Raw genomic sequence first — 17905 nt, forward strand, 5'->3', positions numbered from 1 at the left:
TCGGGCTTTTTTTTATTTCATTTTTGTAATGGTAATCTGGCAAAACTATTGTTTTACCGACTTTTTAGCGCTTGAGCTTTCAGGAATATCTGTCCTTGCTACAGATGTTAAGGCTCATTTATCAATTCTAAGTGGTCACACATTTCCATAAATAGCCACAATACTTGTTAGTTAATTTGGCATATTTCGTAACAACTTATCATACCCATTGATATTTATTGACTATTGGCAAATCAACTGAGAATAACTATTATTGCCAAATCAGACGCTATTGTCTTAACTTATCCAGTACTCAACATAATAAGAACACTACAGTGATAAAAATTCTTTTGGTCGATGACCATGATCTCGTGCGGACAGGCATAAAAAGGATTTTACAAGATGTTAAGGACTTTTCCGTTGTTGCTGAGGCAAAGAACGGCGAGGATGCTGTTGCTGTTTGCCGTAAAAATGCCCCAGATGTCGTGTTGATGGATGTCAATATGCCCGGTATCGGTGGGTTGGAGGCAACGCGCCAAATTATGCGTTTGTCAGAAAATACGCGCGTAATCGGGCTGTCAATGCAAAGTGAAAGTCCTATTCCAGCAAAAGTCATGCATAACGGCGCTTTTGGTTTTTTAACTAAAGATGCTGAGCCAGACGAAGTCATTAACGCTATATATAAGGTAGCGGCCGGACAAAAATATTTAGCGCCCGACATAGCGCAGCAAGTCGCGTTAGGTTTTCTGGATATGAACGATAGCAATCCGTTTGACCAATTAAGTGATCGTGAGCTGGAAATAACAATGATGCTCACGAAGGGTCAAAAAGTACCGGATATCGCCAACTACCTGAATATCAGCGCAAAAACAGTCAACACCTACCGTTATCGAATGTTTGAGAAACTTAACGTTAAAAGCGACGTAGAATTGACCCATTTGGCATTACGGCACAAGTTAATCAGCGCCGAACAGTTTTAATGACTGACGATTCTCCCTTTAATATCGAGACGTTTCTTGCTCATTTAACTCATCAACCTGGTGTTTATCGAATGTATAACGATAAACACGATGTCATATACGTTGGCAAAGCGAAAAACCTAAAAAATCGGGTCTCTAGCTATTTTAAGTCTCAACATGACAACCCCAAAACTCAGGCACTTGTTGCCAATATTTCGTTTATAGATGTAACTGTAGTCAGCAGTGAAACCGAAGCCTTTCTGCTGGAAAACAACTTTATTAAGAAATATCGGCCTCGATACAATGTGGTGTTGCGCGATGACAAAAGTTATCCATACATCATGTTATCAGCGCATGAACACCCACGCTTAGCCTTTCGCAGAGGAACACCAAAGAAGGGGGCGGGTGAATATTTTGGTCCTTATCCATCAGCTTGGTCAGTTAGAGAAAGCCTACGCTCAATGCAGCGCATCTTTCCTGTAAGACAATGTGAAGATAGCTATTATCGCGCTCGTTCTAGGCCATGCTTGCAATACCAAATGAAACGTTGTTCTGCACCTTGTGTCGAGGGGTATGTGTCTGACGCAGAATATGCGGAACAAGTAGATTGGGTTCGGTTATTTCTGAAGGGCAAGAATAAAGAAGTCATCGATCGCTTGGTCGTTAAAATGGAAGAGGCAAGTGTTTCTCTTAATTTTGAGGCTGCGGCTCGTTATCGGGACCAAATCGCAGCACTGAGAAAAATTCAAGAACAACAATTTGTGGCCGGTACACAACAAGAGCTGGACATATTCGGGATCTATGTTCATAGAGGAAGTGCATGTGTTCACGGATTATTTATTCGTGATAATCAATTATTGGGCAGTAAATCTTTTTTCCCCAAGGTACCTTCGCTTGCGAATGAAGCTGAAATATTCGAGTCATTCCTTACACAGTTTTATTTAACTGGGAATAAAACAATCCCCAAGCAAATAGTGGTTCCCACAGCCTTAGAGGATCAAAAAGCTATTGTTGAGGCTCTTTCTCAACAGGCGAAAAGAAAAATCCAGTTGTTTATTGGTGCTCGCAATGAAAAAAGGCGATACCTGCAGCTCGCGATGAACAACGCAAAGAACCAATTAGAAGCACAGCAGAACCAACAGAAATCCGTAATTGCACGATATACAGCACTTGAAGAAGTTTTGCAGTGGGACATGCCGATCCAACGAATGGAATGCTTTGATATTAGTCACACCTCGGGTCAACAAACGGTTGCGTCCTGCGTGGTGTTTAACAGAGAAGGGCCGTTAAAATCAGATTATCGACGCTTTAACATAGACGGCATTACACCAGGCGACGACTATGCCGCCATGGATCAGGCGTTACGACGTCGGTACAGCAAGGTAAAGGAAGTTGATAAGGTGCCTGATGTGTTATTGATCGACGGCGGTAAAGGTCAGTTATCTCAGGCTGAACGTTGCTTTGAAAACTGGCCATTAGAGAAAAAGCCATTATTAATAGGTGTGGCAAAAGGCACGACTCGCAAGCCCGGGCTTGAAACACTGATCATTGCGGGAACACATGAAACCATTCCAATGGATCCTGATTCACCCGCACTTCATCTCATTCAACATATTCGCGATGAATCACATCGTTTTGCTATTGCGGGCCATCGCAACCGTCGACAAAAGATTAAAACAACGTCATCACTAGAGTCAATTCCAGGTATCGGGAACAAACGTAGACAGGCATTATTGAAATATATGGGTGGATTACACGGGCTTAAAAAAGCCAGTAAAGATGAAATTGCCAATGTACCTGGAATTAGCAAAGAGCTCGCTGAAACAATATACGACTACCTTCATAGTTAACTTTTCACGACTAAGTGTGTACACTGCGGGTGTTTTGAGTCTAAGAGTAGTAAGCACGTGTGGACAATTCCTAACATCGTTACTTTGTTTCGTGTCGTTTTAATTCCGGTGTTTGTAATTGTTTATTTTCTCGATTGGAAATGGGCACAATATGCGGGTGCATTTATCTTTTGGTTAGCTGCAATAACCGATTGGTTCGATGGGTATCTCGCGAGGAAATTACAGCAATCAACGCCATTCGGCGCATTTCTGGATCCTGTTGCGGACAAATTGATTGTCGGCGCTGCATTGCTCATGATTACACACACCTATAATAGTGTTTGGATAACAGCACCCGCTATTATTCTTATGATGCGCGAAATTTATATTTCGGCATTGCGTGAATGGATGGGCCAACACGGGTTGAGTGATGTCGTAAAAGTTAACTTTACCGGTAAAGCCAAAACAATGGCGCAGATGTTGGCACTCATTGGACTTTTATCCGGATTGGAATATTTCATGGGCATCCGTATTTATTGGGTTTCCTTAGGTTATATTCTGCTGTACTTTGCAGCGGCACTCTCTCTATGGTCAATGGTAACGTACACGACAGCGGCTTGGGTACATCTCAAGAAAGCATAGAATTGTTTAAAATATCGGCGTTCAGGCAAAAGTCGCTTAAAAACACAGCAAACAGACATTTTAGTAGTTGACAGTGGAGTCTTTGTCGGTAGAATTCGACCCCACGTTGCAAGCGGGAATAGCTCAGTTGGTAGAGCACAACCTTGCCAAGGTTGGGGTCGCGAGTTCGAGTCTCGTTTCCCGCTCCAATACTTCTGTATTGACACTCTGCGACGAAGACCATCTCTTATATGGCGGAATGGCAGAATGGCTATGCAGCGGATTGCAAATCCGTGGATCTCGGTTCGACTCCGGGTTCCGCCTCCATATAAAGAGAGCAGGGCAACCTGCAACCATCCTGCCCGGGTGGTGAAATTGGTAGACACAAGGGATTTAAAATCCCTCGCGCGAAAGCGTGTGCCGGTTCAAGTCCGGCCCCGGGCACCATTTCCTAGAATCGGTAAGCAAATCCGACTGAAATAACAGGATAATATTCAAAATCTGAAATATCATCCTCCAAATTACGCGCTTCCTGTTCTACTTCCTGCTGTAGCTGCACCGCAAACGGATTCGTACTGTCATTCACATCAAAGGTTACATTATCAACGCCGACTAATTGCGCGCTCCCTGTAGCGTCAAGCGACACAGTGGGTGAGCCTGATAATAAAACGCCGACCTCAAATGAAAATTTAAAACCATTACCGTAGGTATTTCCCCATCCAACACCGAGGTAACCTGCGGTCCCATCGCCAAGTTCTACATTGGTGGTTAAAGTAAGAGGGTCGGTTGAGCTGCCGCGGTATGATAAGTCACCGATATCAAAAACTTCATTGCCTAAACTGACCGCGGTACCATTGAGCTCATTGCTATTCGAATATACACCCGCAGACAATCGAAACGCTCCAGAAAATGGTCGATAATCCACTAGTGCGCCAATGGACGATAGATCAATTTCACCGGTGTAATTAATATCATCTTCTTCAAAATCATCATCGTAAGTGTAGGAATTAAATTGGATACGGCCATTCCATTTTTCATTAAAGGCATAGTCAGCCTCCAACCCAAGCCCTAACGTGCCTAACTTTGCACCTAATGAAAACCCTTGTTGGGTATTATCATTGGCCAATGCAGCGGGTGTACACAATAGTGAGAGAATCGCTGCAGTACTGAAAGTGGTGGTAGTTATTTTCATGTGCTTGCTCATTGTTTGTTTTTTAACAGCCTTTAAATAATAGTCCTATTTGGCCGGAATATTTTCTTATTACATCAAAATATGAGAGTTGGAAGGTTAAGAGAATTATTGAATAATGCCGATACATAACGCTTACAAATAATATTCATGCAAACAAAGGTTCCATTATTCGTAGACGCTATTTGGCTGTCTAAGCATATGAGAAGCAATAATGTCATTTTATTGTATACGCGCATTGCAGATATCAAGTCGGGAGAGATTGAAGCGTTAGCCGGTCGCGTCATTCCCGGCGCGCAATTATTCGACTTTGAAAACGAGTTCTGCGATCAAGATTCTAATCTTCCGCATACCATGCCACCACCAGAAAGGTTTAGTGAATGTGCGCGCAACCTTGGAATAAGCAAGAATAGTCATGTGGTTATTTACGATTCAAAGGGGCTTTATGCATCTCCAAGAGTTTGGTGGATGTTTAAAGCTATGGGGCATGAACGCGTTAGTATTTTGCACGGCGGTTTAGATGGCTGGAAACAAGCGGGTTTACCGACAATGAATGAATTGTCCGTTAGTACTATTAAAGGCGACTTTGTTGCATTGCCGAATACTGCGCTTTTTATATCGGCTAATGAAGTGCTAACCGCTAACAACTCTTCGACTAGTAATACATTGGTTATAGATGCCCGCAGTTCAGAACGTTTTTCTGGCAATGTCGATGAACCAAGGCCTGGCCTTCGCAAAGGGCATATACCGGGTTCCGTTAATTTGCCCTTTAGTGACACACAGCAAAACGGTGTATTACTTGGCGACCAATTGTTAAACGAAAAATTCAGCGCCCTGGGTGCATACAAAAATAAACGGTTGGTATTTTCTTGTGGTTCAGGTGTTACGGCTTGTTGTCTTGCGTTAGCGGCTTATCAATTGGGTCATCGTAATATGGCTGTGTATGATGGTTCATGGACAGAGTGGGGGGCTAATAATGAACTCCCTGTGGAGGTTTAAAAATGAGCAAGCCTAACGTTGTAGTACTCACGGGCGCTGGTATTTCTGCGGAATCAGGCTTAAAAACATTCAGAGATAATAACGGATTGTGGGAAAACCATCGCTTAGAGGATGTCGCAACGCCTGAAGCATTTCATCGAAACCCAGATTTAGTCTATCGTTTTTATAATGAACGTAGACGCCAACTGCAATCACCTGACGTCACGTTCAATCAAGCACATACCGCACTTTCAGATTTAGAAGATGTTCTCGGAAGTAACTTAACCTTGGTCACTCAAAACGTAGATAACTTGCATGAGCGCGCAGGTTCAAAACGTGTCTACCATATGCACGGAAAGTTACTGTCAGCTCGATGTTGTAAATCGGGCCAACAATTTGCGATAGATTGCGATTTTGATGGGCGTGATCGATGCCACTGCTGCTCACCAACAGCTACAATTAGGCCTGATATCGTTTGGTTTGGTGAAATGCCAATGTACATGGACGTTATCGAAGATGCCCTGACACAAGCAGATTGGTTTATTAGCATTGGTACGTCTGGAAATGTATATCCTGCGGCAGGTTTTGTCGAAATAGCAAAGTTTTCGGGTGCAAAAACCGTTGAGTTAAACCTTGAGCCGAGTAACAATAACCACCTGTTTGATATACAAATAAACGGTCCCGCAACACAAGTTGTCCCGCAATTTTTAACATCAACCTTTATGGAATAGTTCTTGAGTACACTATTACAACATTACTGGCTTGAATTCCTAACCATTGCCTCTGTGCATTTGGTTGCTGTAGCCAGTCCGGGGCCTGATTTCGCTGTAGTGGTAAAGAACAGTGTAAAATATGGGCGTAACGCTGCTTATGCGACAAGTATTGGTATAGGTGTCGGCATATTGATTCATGTTGCTTATTCGCTATTGGGTTTAAGCTTGTTGATCAAGACAACGCCATGGTTATACGCAACGTTTAGCTATATTGCTGCAGCCTACTTACTTTGGTTGGCGTGGGGTGCCATTAGGGCTAAAGCTACCGTTCAGACACAAGAAACTGAGATTAATACTCATGCAGTAAACGTTGAAACTATTAGCTGGCTTCGCGCTTTTTGGGTCGGCTTTTTAACCAATGGATTGAATCCAAAAGCGACTTTGTTTTTTATGTCGTTGTTTACCGTTGTAATAAGTACAGACACCCCATTTAGCGTACAATTAATATATGGAATATACCTGAGCATCGCTACTGGTATATGGTTTGTTTTATTTTCTTATTTACTCGGAACAAGTCGAGTTCTCTCCTTTATAGGAAATAAAGGATATCTTTTAGATAGGGCCATGGGTGTGCTGTTAATCGTATTGGCAACCAATCTTTTGTTATTCCAACCTGTGTAATAACTTGGCCATTTTCACTTATAATCACCTTAAACTTAGAATACTCACACTAATATGCAATCAGATAACGAAAACAAAAATGAATATACGGGAAAAATTGCGAAGGCCTTAGCTGGAGAGGTTGAATTAGATGCTGTAGAGGCGTTTAAGCAAGCAAACGAATTAACCAAAGGAAATTTTAGTACCTTCATTTTGTCGGGGTTTATCGTTGCAGCCACAGTAATCGTCACAATTTTTATGCTTTTGCAAATACTCGGTGTTCCAATTGAACAATATAACGATATGAACGCTACTCAATCCGCTATTGTCGATGTGACTTTAGTATTGTTGATTTCGCCATTAATGGCTGGACTCATGATGATGGGGGTGAAATCAGCTAGACAGAAAAATGTGAAAGTAGGTGATTTATTTAACTGGGTATCGATTACGGTTGTACTTGCACTCGGCTCTTTAATTGCGTCAATTTTAGTGCAAATCGGTATGATGCTTTTCATTATTCCCGGTATTTACTTTGGCATCGCGACTACGTTTACCCTACCTTTAATTGCAGATAAAAAACTGACGGCTATCAGTGCACTCATATTGTCGGTTAGAGTAACCACGAAATATTTCCTACAAATTTTTATATTTTTTATTATTTCCATTGTCTTATTTATGTTTGCCGCTTTTACCTTTGGTATCGCGCTTATTTGGGTATTACCTTTGTATTTTAATGCTAAGGGAATTCTTTATGATAAACTTTTCGGTGATGAGCAAGGTGTAGATGCTTCGACTTCAAACGCATCGGTTTTTGATGCTTAACGATGTGAGGTGGGTATGAACATAAAGCAAATAGTTTGGTGGTTACTAGTAACGCTTTTCGTTGGTTTCTCTTTTCTATATCCCGTTTTATATGGACCGAAACCACTTGTACCTGAACCGCCTGTGACAGCTCGAGAAGCGGAACCAGAAATGCCTGATTTTGCAAGCATTGGGCAGGTGAAAGATAAAAAGTCAGCGTTTTTTGACTACTTATTACCCGAAGTCGAGCGCCAAAATGATTACATCATGGGTTTACGACTGAAAATAAAGGCGATCGCTGAAGCTTATGAGCAAAGCGGCGTTTTAAGCGCTGCAGATACTAGTCGTCTTCATTGGTTAGTAAAAGAGTATAAAGTAGATTCCACGCTCCCCATTAAAGAACAGTTATCAGCGTTGTTACGCCGTGTCGATATAATACCGGCGGATTTAGTATTAGTACAAGCTGCAAACGAAAGTGCGTGGGGAACATCAAGATTTGCTACCCAAGGATACAACTTCTTTGGTTTATGGTGCTTTAGAGTAAATTGTGGCTTTGTACCTAAGCAACGCACAGATGGTGCGGTTCATGAAGTAGCTAAATTTAAGAACCTCGCGCATGCGACATATACCTACATGCGCAACCTAAATCGTCACCAAGCTTACAAATCGTTGCGAGAAATTCGTTACAGACTCAGGGTTAATCAGCGCCCAATAACGGGTACTGCATTATCAGAAGGCTTGATGCAGTATTCCGAAAGGGGAGAAGCCTACATCGATGAGCTACAACATATGATACGCATTAATAGGGAGTTTATATCTACATGAGTTTTCAACGTATTATCAGCATTGTGTTTTTCCTGCTGGGTTCCGGATTCGTGCATGCTGAAGACGTAATAGAAGTCGAATACAAAGGTTTCTATAGTCATGTAAAAAAACTAAACGGTGAGGATACTCAGGCGCTGCAATTTGCGTTTGGATTCCAGCATGTAACTCAATCGAGATTATGCAAACTTATTTCTGCCGATATCGTCACACAAAAACAAACGATTCCGTTGGTGATCACGCCAGAAAATAGGTTTACCGTTCCCTCTGAACGAGCGCTAAACCTCGCCGATGCAACGGTTCGTATCGTTACCAATGATCTAGCAAATCAATGCGATATGTCAGTTCAACTGGAAACCAAACCTGAATATTTGAAACAGTATTATGAACCCAAGGATTTGCAGTTAATTTTCGAGCAATACGCAGCATTTTTTAATGAAATGGGGAGTTTCCTATCTTTTATGATGCCGCAAGTCGATGGGTTAACTGTGCACTTCTCCGATCATGATCTAGATTATGAATTAAAAGACGCACCCAGTATCGTCAATGGGGTATTGCAACTCAATAGTGATTGGTTAAAACAAGGTAAGCTACTTGTATTACCTCAGATCCCTCTGAGAATAACAGCTAGAACCCACCGGTAATCAACTATCCAAGCTTAACTGATAGCGGATTTGTTCTGCTAGCCGGTTAACACTCTCTTCACCGCGTGCAGCTAATTCAGCTGCACGATGAAATTCTAGTAAGCCAACATCGCGTAATTGCGGTTCAATTAGGATGTCAGGTGGATCGCCAGCGAGTCTCGAACGCGTGACTCTAGCCTGTAAAATTTCAAGCGAACTACTCATAACCCCCATAATACCGGGCATTGACCTTTTTTCTTCTTTGGGACCGGGTGAAAACCACTGACGTAGAACAGATGTTTTTGAATTTAAGAACTCGTCGGTTTTACGCTGCATCTTTTCGTGTTCAATGCTGTTTTGCTCTAACACCTGCGGCCTAAAATCAGCACTCAAATTAGCTGCGATAACAAAATCAGCACCTAGCTGTCGACATAGATTTACCGGTACAGGGTTGACTACAGCACCATCCACTAGGTATCGATTGCCGTGTTCAACAGGTGAAAATAAACCCGGTATTGCACATGATGCGCGAATACAATCGCCAAGCACACCTGAGTTAAAGACGACTTCTCTGCCGCTATATAAATCTGTAGCAACAGCAGCAAAAGGTTTGTTCATTTCTTCAAACGAATTTGCACAGAATTCTGTAGCAAGTTTATCAAAAACCTTCTGACCCGAAGCGATACCACCACGTCGTATACCAACGCCTAAAAGGGCAAATACCTGCCATTCGGTCAGAGAGCTAGCCCATTCCTCTAACTCTATTAACTTTCCGCTTGCGTAAGCCGCACCTACATAGGCACCAATCGAGCAGCCAGCTACGATATCAATGTTAATCCCCATTTTTTCAAGCGCTTTAATTATGCCGATGTGAGTCCATCCACGCGCTGCGCCTGCGCCTAGGGCTAATCCAATTTTCATATGTGATCCTTGTTAGCTAAGCGAAATAATTTGCGGCTTGTCGTCTGACACATCAGGTTGTGAAACGGGAAAATTTGGCTGATCAAAGCCTGTATCGCCACCTTCGACAGGCGCGTCGGTCGTTTCTACTGATTTGAAATCGAATAGTTCTGAATCCGCTAAATGTGACGGAACAACATTCTGCATTGCACGGAACATAGACTCAATGCGGCCTGGATATCGTTTGTTCCAATCCTGTAGCATCATCTTAATGTTCTTTCGTTGCAGGTTTTCTTGCGAACCACACAAGTTGCACGGAATAATGGGAAAGTTTACCGCATCACTGTAGCGCTGAATATCTTGCTCTGAGCAGTATGCCAATGGCCTAATAACGATGTGCTCACCGTTGTCACTGACTAATTTAGGCGGCATTGCCTTTAACTTGCCACCATGAAACATATTCAAAAACAAGGTTTCCAGCATATCATCGCGATGGTGACCAAGCGCAATTTTGGTTGCCTTTATTTCTTTTGCAGTTCTGTACAATATTCCGCGTCGAAGTCGAGAACATAACGAACAGGTTGTCTTACCTTCCGGTATTTTGTCCGTAACAATGCTGTAAGTGTCTTCTTCTACAATTTTATAATTCACCCCTAAATTATCCAGGTAATCAGGAAGAACATGTTCGGGGAAGCCTGGTTGCTTTTGGTCAAGATTCACAGCTGTAATAGTGAAATCAATCGGCGCAATCGCTTTCAAAAACAATAATATGTCGAGTAGGGTGTAGCTATCCTTTCCGCCGGATAAACACACCATGACATGATCGCCATGCTCTATCATATTGAAGTCAGCAATCGCCTTGCCGACATTTCTACGCAGGCGTTTTTGGAGTTTGTTGATACTGTATTGGCGCTTGGCGTCAGCGCGAGTGTTAACGCTAGAGTTCATGTAAGTCTGAATAAGAATACTAATGCGCCTATTGTAAAACTTATTGTTGCGTTAAAAAACAGCTGACGTTTTTTATTTTGAGTACCCATCTTTCATTGGCGTGTTATCCGTGAATAGGTGATTCAAAGTCATCAGGTTTAATGGCTAGCACATCACAGTTCAATCCATCTATAACGGCTTCTGCGGTATTACCAATTAGCGCTGCAGACAATCCCGCCCGGCCAATCGTACCAATAATGACCAGTTCAGCATCTAATGACTTTGCCTGTTGAGGAATTGCAGCCTCCGGTAACCCTTGGATTACATGGCAGTTTTCAGGTGCTACTGAGTGTTTGTGCGAAAACTTTTGCATCTCATTTTGATGATGACGCTTTACATTTTCGTTATAGCCTTGTGGATCGAACTCAGGCATTTCTATTGCTAAATTAACAACAGTTCCTGGGTATGCATTTACAAGGTGTAAATTCGCTTTTAAAAGCTCTGAATATCCTTTGGCGGTTTCAACCACTTTGTCATTTAAGCGCGCATGCTGGCCATCTTCAGTACCAACGTTCACACTGGCAATTACATTGCCATTCACTGGCCAATCATGTTGTTTAACCATCAGTACTGGCGTAGGTGACTTTCTAAGGATATGCCAGTCTGTCGGCGTGAAAAGTAATGATGCGAGATCATCATGCGAGCCTGCAGCTTTTACAATTAGGTCAGCTTGTAACTCTAACGCCGCCTTAATCGCTGATTCATAAACGGAGTTATCCCATACTACGCTAACTTGAACCTCTACATTGTCTGACCCGTACGGTTTAACCAAAGTTGATAGCCATTCAGTTCTATCAGTTAATACCGCTTTACGCATTGCATTGCGTTCGTCGGCAGACAACATGGTCGTGAGTTCATATGAAAAGTCATAAATACACATGAATGCCGTCACTTTAGCATTGCATTTTGCGGCTAATTCACAGGCGCGGGCAAGTGCTGTTTGCGTTTCAGCTTCTGGGTCGATAACAACTAGGATATTTTTATATTCAAACATTCTATTTTCCGTTTTTGATGTCTAGTTACAGTGTAAACGGGATAAAAAAATTTGCTAGTTGAGGGACTTGCGTTAGATCAACCTAACGCAAGCAAAGTGAATTATTCGATGGTACAAGAGGGGATTTCTGCAGAATGCAATTTCTCCGACATCTTATCGAAGTCTAAAATAGTGATCAGTTTACCTTCTACACTGATAACACCTTCTTTTTGGAAACGTGTTAACAGGCGGCTAATCGTTTCAACCGTTAGACCTAAATAATTGCCTATATCATTTCGGGTCATGGTTAAGTTAAATTGCTTGGGTGAAAACCCTCGCTCTTCGAAGCGCTGTGACAAATGTGCGATAAAATACATTAACCGTTCTTCGGCAGTGCGCTTATTTAATAACATCATTAAATCATGGTCGTGTTTAATTTCAGCGCTCATAAAACTCATGATTTGTTTGCGTAATTTAGGAAATTTCGCAGACATTTCATCGAGCGTTTCATAAGGAAGCTCACACACCATAGCGGTTTCTAATGCCTGACAGAAACTTTTATGTGTGTTTTCGCGCAGCGCATCAAATCCAATAATGTCCCCGGGGAAATGGAAACCAATAACCTGTTCTTCGCCGTCTTCATCACTAATAAAGGATTTGAACGAGCCTGAACGCACTGCAAATAGAGAATGAAAAGGATCACCTGCGCTAATAAGTTTGTCGTTTTTATGCAATGGCTTTTTACGCTCGATGATTTCATCCAGCGACCCCATTTCCTCTTCACTAAGTGAAACTGGAAGACATAAGTGACTAAAACTACAGGTTTGACAGTGTATTGACAGGTCACTGCGACCTAATTTGCTGTGCATTATGCACCTTAGTGGTTGCCCAAAAGACAACTTACGTTATAAATCTTACGCCATTAAAAATCAAGTAAACACCATAACTAGCAAGTAATAAAGCTATGAATTGTTTCAGGTAATTCGCGCGAAGAATCGAGGTTAAATTGCTCGAGCCGATACTGACCGCTAGCATTAAAGGCAGTGTTCCTAAGCCAAACATAAGCATGATAAGACCGCCTTGTAATGACGAGCCTGCTGCCATGCTCCAACTCAACGTGGAGTACACAAGTCCACACGGCAACCAGCCCCATACTATGCCATAGGAAAGTGCATGAATAGGCGACCTAAAGGGGATTAATCGTTTAGACACAGGTTGAATAAAACGCCAAAGAAAACCGCCGAGCTTTTCCAATTTGAGCAAACCGCGATACCAATTGCCAATATAACTTCCAAGCAGCACCAACATAATACCGCTTAGAATGGTTAGAATTGATAATCCATGGCTTTTACTTGCATGACTAATGATCGTGCCGACATATCCAGCAAGCGCTCCCGCAACGGCATAACTGGCTATACGGCCGAGGTGATAACTTAATGAGTAGATGAGTGGATTTGCATTTCGAGGAATAGCCGATTGAAGTGCTACTGTAATTCCTCCACACATTCCTAAGCAGTGAACACCGCCGGCTAATCCGATCAAAAATGCGGCGAAAAGATTAAATTCACTCGCCATCTTTTTCTAGATCTTGTTTACGCTTTTCTGCAAGTGCTTTTTCCTCTGGCGATAAATCGTCATCAAACAAGATACTGTAACCCTGTCTTTCAAGGTCATCGAACTGATTTGATCTAACCGCCCAAAAGAAAACACCTATTGCGATAGCCACAATGATGATAGCGATTGGGATCAATACATAAATAATGGTCATTTTAGCGCTCTAACTTCTCTTTCTTAACAGCCTTGTGGAATTGGTCACAACGATAATAGAACTTAGGGACATACCTACAGCAGCCATCCAAGGCGCTAAAATGCCCGAAACAGCAAAAGGTAGTATCAGTAAGTTATATCCCACAGACCACGCTATATTTTGTTTTATTTTACGTTTTGTCCGTAAGGCCATATCAATCAGTTCCGGTGTGGCTGAAATGCTGTCATTTAACAAAACAACATCTGCTGAACTCTTCGCCAGATCGGATGCATTCCCAACAGCAATGGAAATATCCGCTTTCGCTAAAACGGGCGCATCGTTTACACCATCACCAATCATCATAATCTTTTTCCCTTGAGATTGGCTTTGTTCTACGAATTTAAGCTTATCAAAAGGAGTTTGCTTGGCAATGTAAGTTGGAATATTCAATTGTTCGGCTATCATTTTAACGTTTGATTCGGTGTCTCCACTGAGCAGTACTTTTTCTAGCGGCGTATCCTGTAGTGTTTGTTTCACACCAGGCTTGAGTGTGTCATTTAACCAATATATCGCAATTAGGTTATTTTCTTCAGTTAACCAAACATTCGCAGAATCAATATGCGCAACACCTTGTTTTAATGCTTGGTCTACAGCCTGTTCACCGACATATTGAGGGCTACCGATGCGATACACTTTGCCGTTAACCTCACCCTCAATACCACCACCGATGGTGATTTTCGTATTCTTCACTGAAAGCAATGGCCAACCAGCAAATGCTTTAGCGATAGGGTGTTCTGATCGTGACTCTAGTGTGGCTGCTACTTCCATAGGATCTTCACCAGAATAATGTGGTGAGCGCCATTGACTATGAACTGAGAATTTACCCTCAGTTAATGTGCCGGTTTTATCTAACACAAGGGTGTCAACCGTATTTATCTGCTCTAACGCGTCTGCTCGTTTAAGTACAACTCCCAAGTTATTTAGACGTGCCATTGCACAGGTTAGGGCGGATGGCGTGGCCAATCCCAATGCGCAAGGGCAGGTAGCGACTAATACTGCTATGGTGATCCAAAACGCATGTTCACTACCAACCCATGACCAAAACAAATAGGTACATGCCGATATAACGAGCACTGCAACAACAAAATAGCGCGAGAATTTATCTGCAATTTGGGCGATATGGGGTTTAGTTGCCAACGCTTCTTCTTGCATCAACACGATCTGATTGACTAATGCATCTTTTAACCGTGTCGTTACTTTAACTGTCAGTGAACCGCTTTCATTCACAGTACCACCGTAGACTGTGCTCCCCGAAATCTTGGTTGCTGGTTCAAATTCACCATTTAACATAGACTCATTTACCTGACTTTGCCCATCAACAACCACGCCATCAACAGGAATTGTTTCCCCGGGCTTTACCAGTACTATTTGTTCAGGTTGCAGCTGTTTTGCTAAAACGGTTTTGTGCCCATTAGACACAACTAACGTCGCTGAAACAGGCATATACTGCAGCATATTGGCTGATATCAATGCCGCCTTGTGGCGAGCCCGATGCTCTAAAAAGCGTGATAACAATAAGAAAAAGATAAACATGCATATAGATTCAAAATACACTTCGCCTTTTTCTAATAGGGTTGATTTGATACCCGCCACATAGGTCCCAATTACAGCCAGAGTAACAGGTACATCCATATTAACCGTTTTTGCCGCAATCGCTTTCATCGCGCTAACGTAAAAAACACTACCGGAATACAATACGACTGGCGTTGTGAGCACTAAACTCACCCAGTAGAAATAATGCCGGGTTTCTAAATCGATGTTGCCAAACCAGTCAAAATATAACCCTGCCATCAACATCATAACTTGCATCGTCATGATGCCTGCGAGCCCAACTTTTTTGAGTAGTGTTTTTTGTTCGGCCCTAAAGCTCTCTTCGTGTTTATCAGGTTGGAAGGGAGAGGCGTGGTAGCCAATTTTTTGAAAATTAGCAATGATAGCGCTCAGGGAAATTTGAGATGGATCCCAATCAATAAGCGCTCGGCGACTCGACACGTTAACCGACACTTGAGCAATACCTGGGGTTTTGGCCATTTGTTTTTCTATTAGCCAACCACAAGCAGCACATGTAATACCTTCGATGGTTAATTGGATCTGCTTTTTATCACGCTTGTCATGGACAAATTCTTCCTGCACTTCGGCTTGGTCAAATATGGCTAACTTATCCAACGTAGATTCAAGAAATCCATCGCCTTTTGCTGCAGGTTCTGTTCTAAAGGTGTAGTAATCTTCCAACCCGTTATCAACAATGGCCTGAGAAACTGCCTGACAGCCAGGGCAACACATGTCACGAGACTTATCAGCAATAACAACGCTGTATTTCGAGCCTTCATAATTTGGAAGCCCGCAGTGATAACATGTAGGTGTAGTGCTCAAGGTTCAAACCGTATGCTAGATGTCTGTGGTAACGCTATTACTTGTTGGATCTTCCAGGATTCATCGAGAGGTAGCAGGGTGACCCTCCATTTACCGTCGAGCACTTCTTCAGTGAACCCTCGGTAAACCCCTTGTGCATCGGTTGAAAGCAAAATATCGACGTCACGATCTTTCAATGTCACGTGATAAAGGGATAATTTTAACGCTTCGCTAGAACGCGGCGTACCCGATAGAAACTTCAGCGCTATAGATCCATCTGCAGCAAAGGTAAGCTCAGTTTTAATATTCAACGTTCGGGCTGTTTGAATTTTATCAAGCCTTGCATTAATGGCACGGCCTTCTTTGTAATAATCATCAACGACTAAGCTATCCGTTGTATTCGATGCTAAGTGGAACATTATAAAACCCACAATAAACGACGACATGGGTACAGCGATTAAAAACCATGGCCAAAATTGTTTATACCATGGCGTAATGTTCGTTTTTGTCATTGAAATTTAGTTTCCTATATAAAAAAGCCCCGCGATAACGGGGCTATTTTGACACCAAACTAGGTTTAATTCGATAAGCTATAAACGTACGTTGCGACAACGTGAATCTTATCTTCGCCTAACGTTTTGGCGAAAGAAGGCATCACACCATTACGACCGTAATTCAACGTTTCTGTAACGGCACGCTCACTACCGCCATATAGCCAAATGTTATCAGTAAGATTTGGGGCGCCAAGCATTTGGTTACCTTTACCATCCATACCGTGACAAGCAGCACAAGCGGCGAAACGAACTTTACCCGCATCTTTAAGTGATTGGTCAACCTCACGTCCACTTAGACTCAATGTATAAGCAACCACTTCTTTAATCCCTTGTTCGCCAAAGGGAGCGAGCCAACCAGGCATAGCACCTTTACGACCATTACGAAGCGTTTCTTTGATCTTGTCTCCCGTACCACCATACAACCAGTCATTGTCGGTTAGGTTAGGGAAACCGCCGTTTTGACCGCGAGCATCAGAGCCGTGGCACTGTGAACAGTTTTGTAAGAACAAACGTTGACCAACTTTTACCGCTTCTTCATTCTTAACGAGTTCTTCAACCGGCACCTTTGCGTATTCAGCAAAGATCGGATCAAAACGTTCGTTCGCAAACTTAATTTCACGGTCATATTGAACCAGTGCGCCTGAATCGATAGCCGCCTGTTGCTTCGCGTTAGATTCTTCCAGAGTTAAAACGCCTTGGTTTGAACTTGTCCAACCCAATAAGCCTTTATAGCTTCCGAGTCCAGGATAAAGCACCAAGTAAACTAGACCCCATACGATGACGATATAGAACAAAATCGTCCACCATCTAGGTAAAGGGTTATTAATTTCTTCTATTCCATCAAATTCGTGCCCCATGCTTTCGCCTTCAGGAATACCTGTGTTATTGGCTAAACACCAACGCAAAAGCAGGTAACAACCGAATATGAGCCCGAGTGTTATTACCGAAATCCAAATTGTCCAAAACATGCTCATGAGTTTTCAGACTCCTGTGTCTTATTTTTTGTGTTCTTGTTGTCTTCTTCATCAGCAAACACTAGGTTGGCTGCCTCGTCGAATTTTTGCTTGTTGCGACTACTAAATGCCCACAAGACAACACCGATGAAGGAGACGAATACGATGACAGTAAATATGCTGCCGATTACACCTTGATCCATAA

General features: G+C 42.5%; 20 protein-coding genes and 3 tRNA genes. 12 read left to right on the forward strand and 11 right to left on the reverse strand.

Going from position 1 to position 17905, the window contains the following annotated elements; all coding sequences use genetic code 11:
• Positions 1-314 precede the first annotated feature (314 nt).
• The 6 genes from uvrY (at position 315) to CSH93_RS01735 (ending at position 3835) form a co-directional block, all read left to right on the forward strand.
• Positions 315-959 (forward strand): UvrY/SirA/GacA family response regulator transcription factor, encoded by a 645-nt coding sequence (uvrY, locus tag CSH93_RS01710; RefSeq protein ID WP_100641331.1) that lies wholly within the window; start codon positions 315-317, stop codon positions 957-959.
• Positions 959-2788 (forward strand): excinuclease ABC subunit UvrC, encoded by a 1830-nt coding sequence (gene uvrC, locus CSH93_RS01715; RefSeq protein WP_100641333.1) that lies wholly within the window; start codon positions 959-961, stop codon positions 2786-2788. Before uvrY ends, uvrC begins: the two co-directional genes overlap by 1 nt.
• A 57-nt stretch (positions 2789-2845) precedes the next feature.
• Positions 2846-3409, forward strand: a complete 564-nt coding sequence (gene pgsA / locus CSH93_RS01720; RefSeq protein WP_100641335.1) for a CDP-diacylglycerol--glycerol-3-phosphate 3-phosphatidyltransferase — start codon at positions 2846-2848, stop codon at positions 3407-3409.
• A 112-nt stretch (positions 3410-3521) separates the two neighbouring features.
• Positions 3522-3597, forward strand: a tRNA-Gly gene (locus CSH93_RS01725).
• Positions 3598-3641: 44 nt separating this feature from the next.
• Positions 3642-3715: transfer RNA gene (locus tag CSH93_RS01730), tRNA-Cys, on the forward strand.
• A gap of 33 nt (positions 3716-3748) precedes the next feature.
• Positions 3749-3835 (forward strand) — tRNA-Leu (locus CSH93_RS01735).
• A gap of 4 nt (positions 3836-3839) precedes the next feature.
• Here CSH93_RS01735 and CSH93_RS01740 read toward each other — a convergent pair.
• On the reverse strand, positions 3840-4580 hold the full coding sequence (locus CSH93_RS01740; protein WP_100642309.1) for a hypothetical protein: 741 nt from the start codon (positions 4578-4580) through the stop codon (positions 3840-3842).
• Between the two features lie 147 nt (positions 4581-4727).
• On the opposite strand from CSH93_RS01740, the gene sseA reads away from it, so the two are divergent.
• From sseA to CSH93_RS01770, 6 genes are read left to right on the forward strand one after another with little or no spacing between them, the layout of a single operon-like run.
• A complete protein-coding gene (gene sseA / locus CSH93_RS01745; protein ID WP_100641337.1) occupies positions 4728-5576 on the forward strand; it encodes a 3-mercaptopyruvate sulfurtransferase in 849 nt (282 codons plus the stop codon).
• Positions 5577-5578: 2 nt separating this feature from the next.
• On the forward strand, positions 5579-6286 hold the full coding sequence (gene cobB / locus CSH93_RS01750) for a Sir2 family NAD+-dependent deacetylase (protein WP_100641339.1): 708 nt from the start codon (positions 5579-5581) through the stop codon (positions 6284-6286).
• 3 nt (positions 6287-6289) lie between these two features.
• Complete coding sequence (locus tag CSH93_RS01755; protein ID WP_100641341.1) at positions 6290-6949, forward strand: LysE family translocator; 660 nt, start codon at positions 6290-6292, stop codon at positions 6947-6949.
• Between the two features lie 54 nt (positions 6950-7003).
• Positions 7004-7750, forward strand: a complete 747-nt coding sequence (locus tag CSH93_RS01760; protein WP_100641343.1) for a DUF2189 domain-containing protein — start codon at positions 7004-7006, stop codon at positions 7748-7750.
• 15 nt (positions 7751-7765) lie between these two features.
• Positions 7766-8554: a glucosaminidase domain-containing protein gene (locus CSH93_RS01765; protein ID WP_100641345.1), complete on the forward strand. Its 789-nt coding sequence runs from the start codon at positions 7766-7768 to the stop codon at positions 8552-8554.
• On the forward strand, positions 8551-9195 hold the full coding sequence (locus CSH93_RS01770) for a DUF2987 domain-containing protein (RefSeq protein WP_100641347.1): 645 nt from the start codon (positions 8551-8553) through the stop codon (positions 9193-9195). The genes CSH93_RS01765 and CSH93_RS01770 overlap by 4 nt, the downstream gene beginning before the upstream one ends.
• Here CSH93_RS01770 and rssA read toward each other — a convergent pair whose 3' ends face one another.
• The 10 genes from rssA to CSH93_RS01820 all read right to left on the reverse strand — a co-directional run bounded on the left by rssA (position 9196) and on the right by CSH93_RS01820 (position 17903).
• The gene (rssA, locus tag CSH93_RS01775) at positions 9196-10095 is read right to left on the reverse strand and encodes a patatin-like phospholipase RssA (RefSeq protein WP_100641349.1); all 900 of its coding nucleotides are present in this window, start codon (positions 10093-10095) and stop codon (positions 9196-9198) included.
• A gap of 12 nt (positions 10096-10107) precedes the next feature.
• Positions 10108-11022, reverse strand: coding sequence for a tRNA 2-thiocytidine(32) synthetase TtcA (gene ttcA / locus CSH93_RS01780; protein ID WP_100641351.1), 915 nt, complete (start codon positions 11020-11022; stop codon positions 10108-10110).
• 103 nt (positions 11023-11125) lie between these two features.
• Positions 11126-12055 carry a universal stress protein UspE gene (gene uspE, locus CSH93_RS01785; protein ID WP_100641353.1) on the reverse strand — a complete coding sequence of 310 codons (930 nt, stop codon included), beginning with the start codon at positions 12053-12055 and terminating at the stop codon, positions 11126-11128.
• A gap of 101 nt (positions 12056-12156) precedes the next feature.
• On the reverse strand, positions 12157-12903 hold the full coding sequence (gene fnr / locus CSH93_RS01790) for a fumarate/nitrate reduction transcriptional regulator Fnr (RefSeq protein ID WP_100641355.1): 747 nt from the start codon (positions 12901-12903) through the stop codon (positions 12157-12159).
• A gap of 31 nt (positions 12904-12934) precedes the next feature.
• On the reverse strand, positions 12935-13609 hold the full coding sequence (locus CSH93_RS01795) for a sulfite exporter TauE/SafE family protein (protein ID WP_100641357.1): 675 nt from the start codon (positions 13607-13609) through the stop codon (positions 12935-12937).
• Positions 13599-13802 carry a cbb3-type cytochrome oxidase assembly protein CcoS gene (gene ccoS, locus CSH93_RS01800; protein WP_100641359.1) on the reverse strand — a complete coding sequence of 68 codons (204 nt, stop codon included), beginning with the start codon at positions 13800-13802 and terminating at the stop codon, positions 13599-13601. Before ccoS ends, CSH93_RS01795 begins: the two co-directional genes overlap by 11 nt.
• A gap of 9 nt (positions 13803-13811) precedes the next feature.
• Positions 13812-16214 (reverse strand): heavy metal translocating P-type ATPase, encoded by a 2403-nt coding sequence (locus CSH93_RS01805; protein WP_100641361.1) that lies wholly within the window; start codon positions 16212-16214, stop codon positions 13812-13814.
• Positions 16211-16705 (reverse strand): FixH family protein, encoded by a 495-nt coding sequence (locus CSH93_RS01810; RefSeq protein WP_100641363.1) that lies wholly within the window; start codon positions 16703-16705, stop codon positions 16211-16213. The genes CSH93_RS01805 and CSH93_RS01810 overlap by 4 nt, the downstream gene beginning before the upstream one ends.
• Before the next feature lie 65 nt (positions 16706-16770).
• Positions 16771-17721, reverse strand: coding sequence for a cytochrome-c oxidase, cbb3-type subunit III (gene ccoP / locus CSH93_RS01815; RefSeq protein ID WP_100641365.1), 951 nt, complete (start codon positions 17719-17721; stop codon positions 16771-16773).
• Positions 17718-17903 (reverse strand): cbb3-type cytochrome oxidase subunit 3, encoded by a 186-nt coding sequence (locus tag CSH93_RS01820; protein WP_100641367.1) that lies wholly within the window; start codon positions 17901-17903, stop codon positions 17718-17720. The genes ccoP and CSH93_RS01820 overlap by 4 nt, the downstream gene beginning before the upstream one ends.
• Positions 17904-17905 lie beyond the last annotated feature (2 nt).

Origin of the sequence: Neoalteromonas facilis (assembly GCF_002807665.1) — a bacterium.
Classification (GTDB): Bacteria; Pseudomonadota; Gammaproteobacteria; order Enterobacterales; family Alteromonadaceae; genus Alteromonas_E; species Alteromonas_E facilis.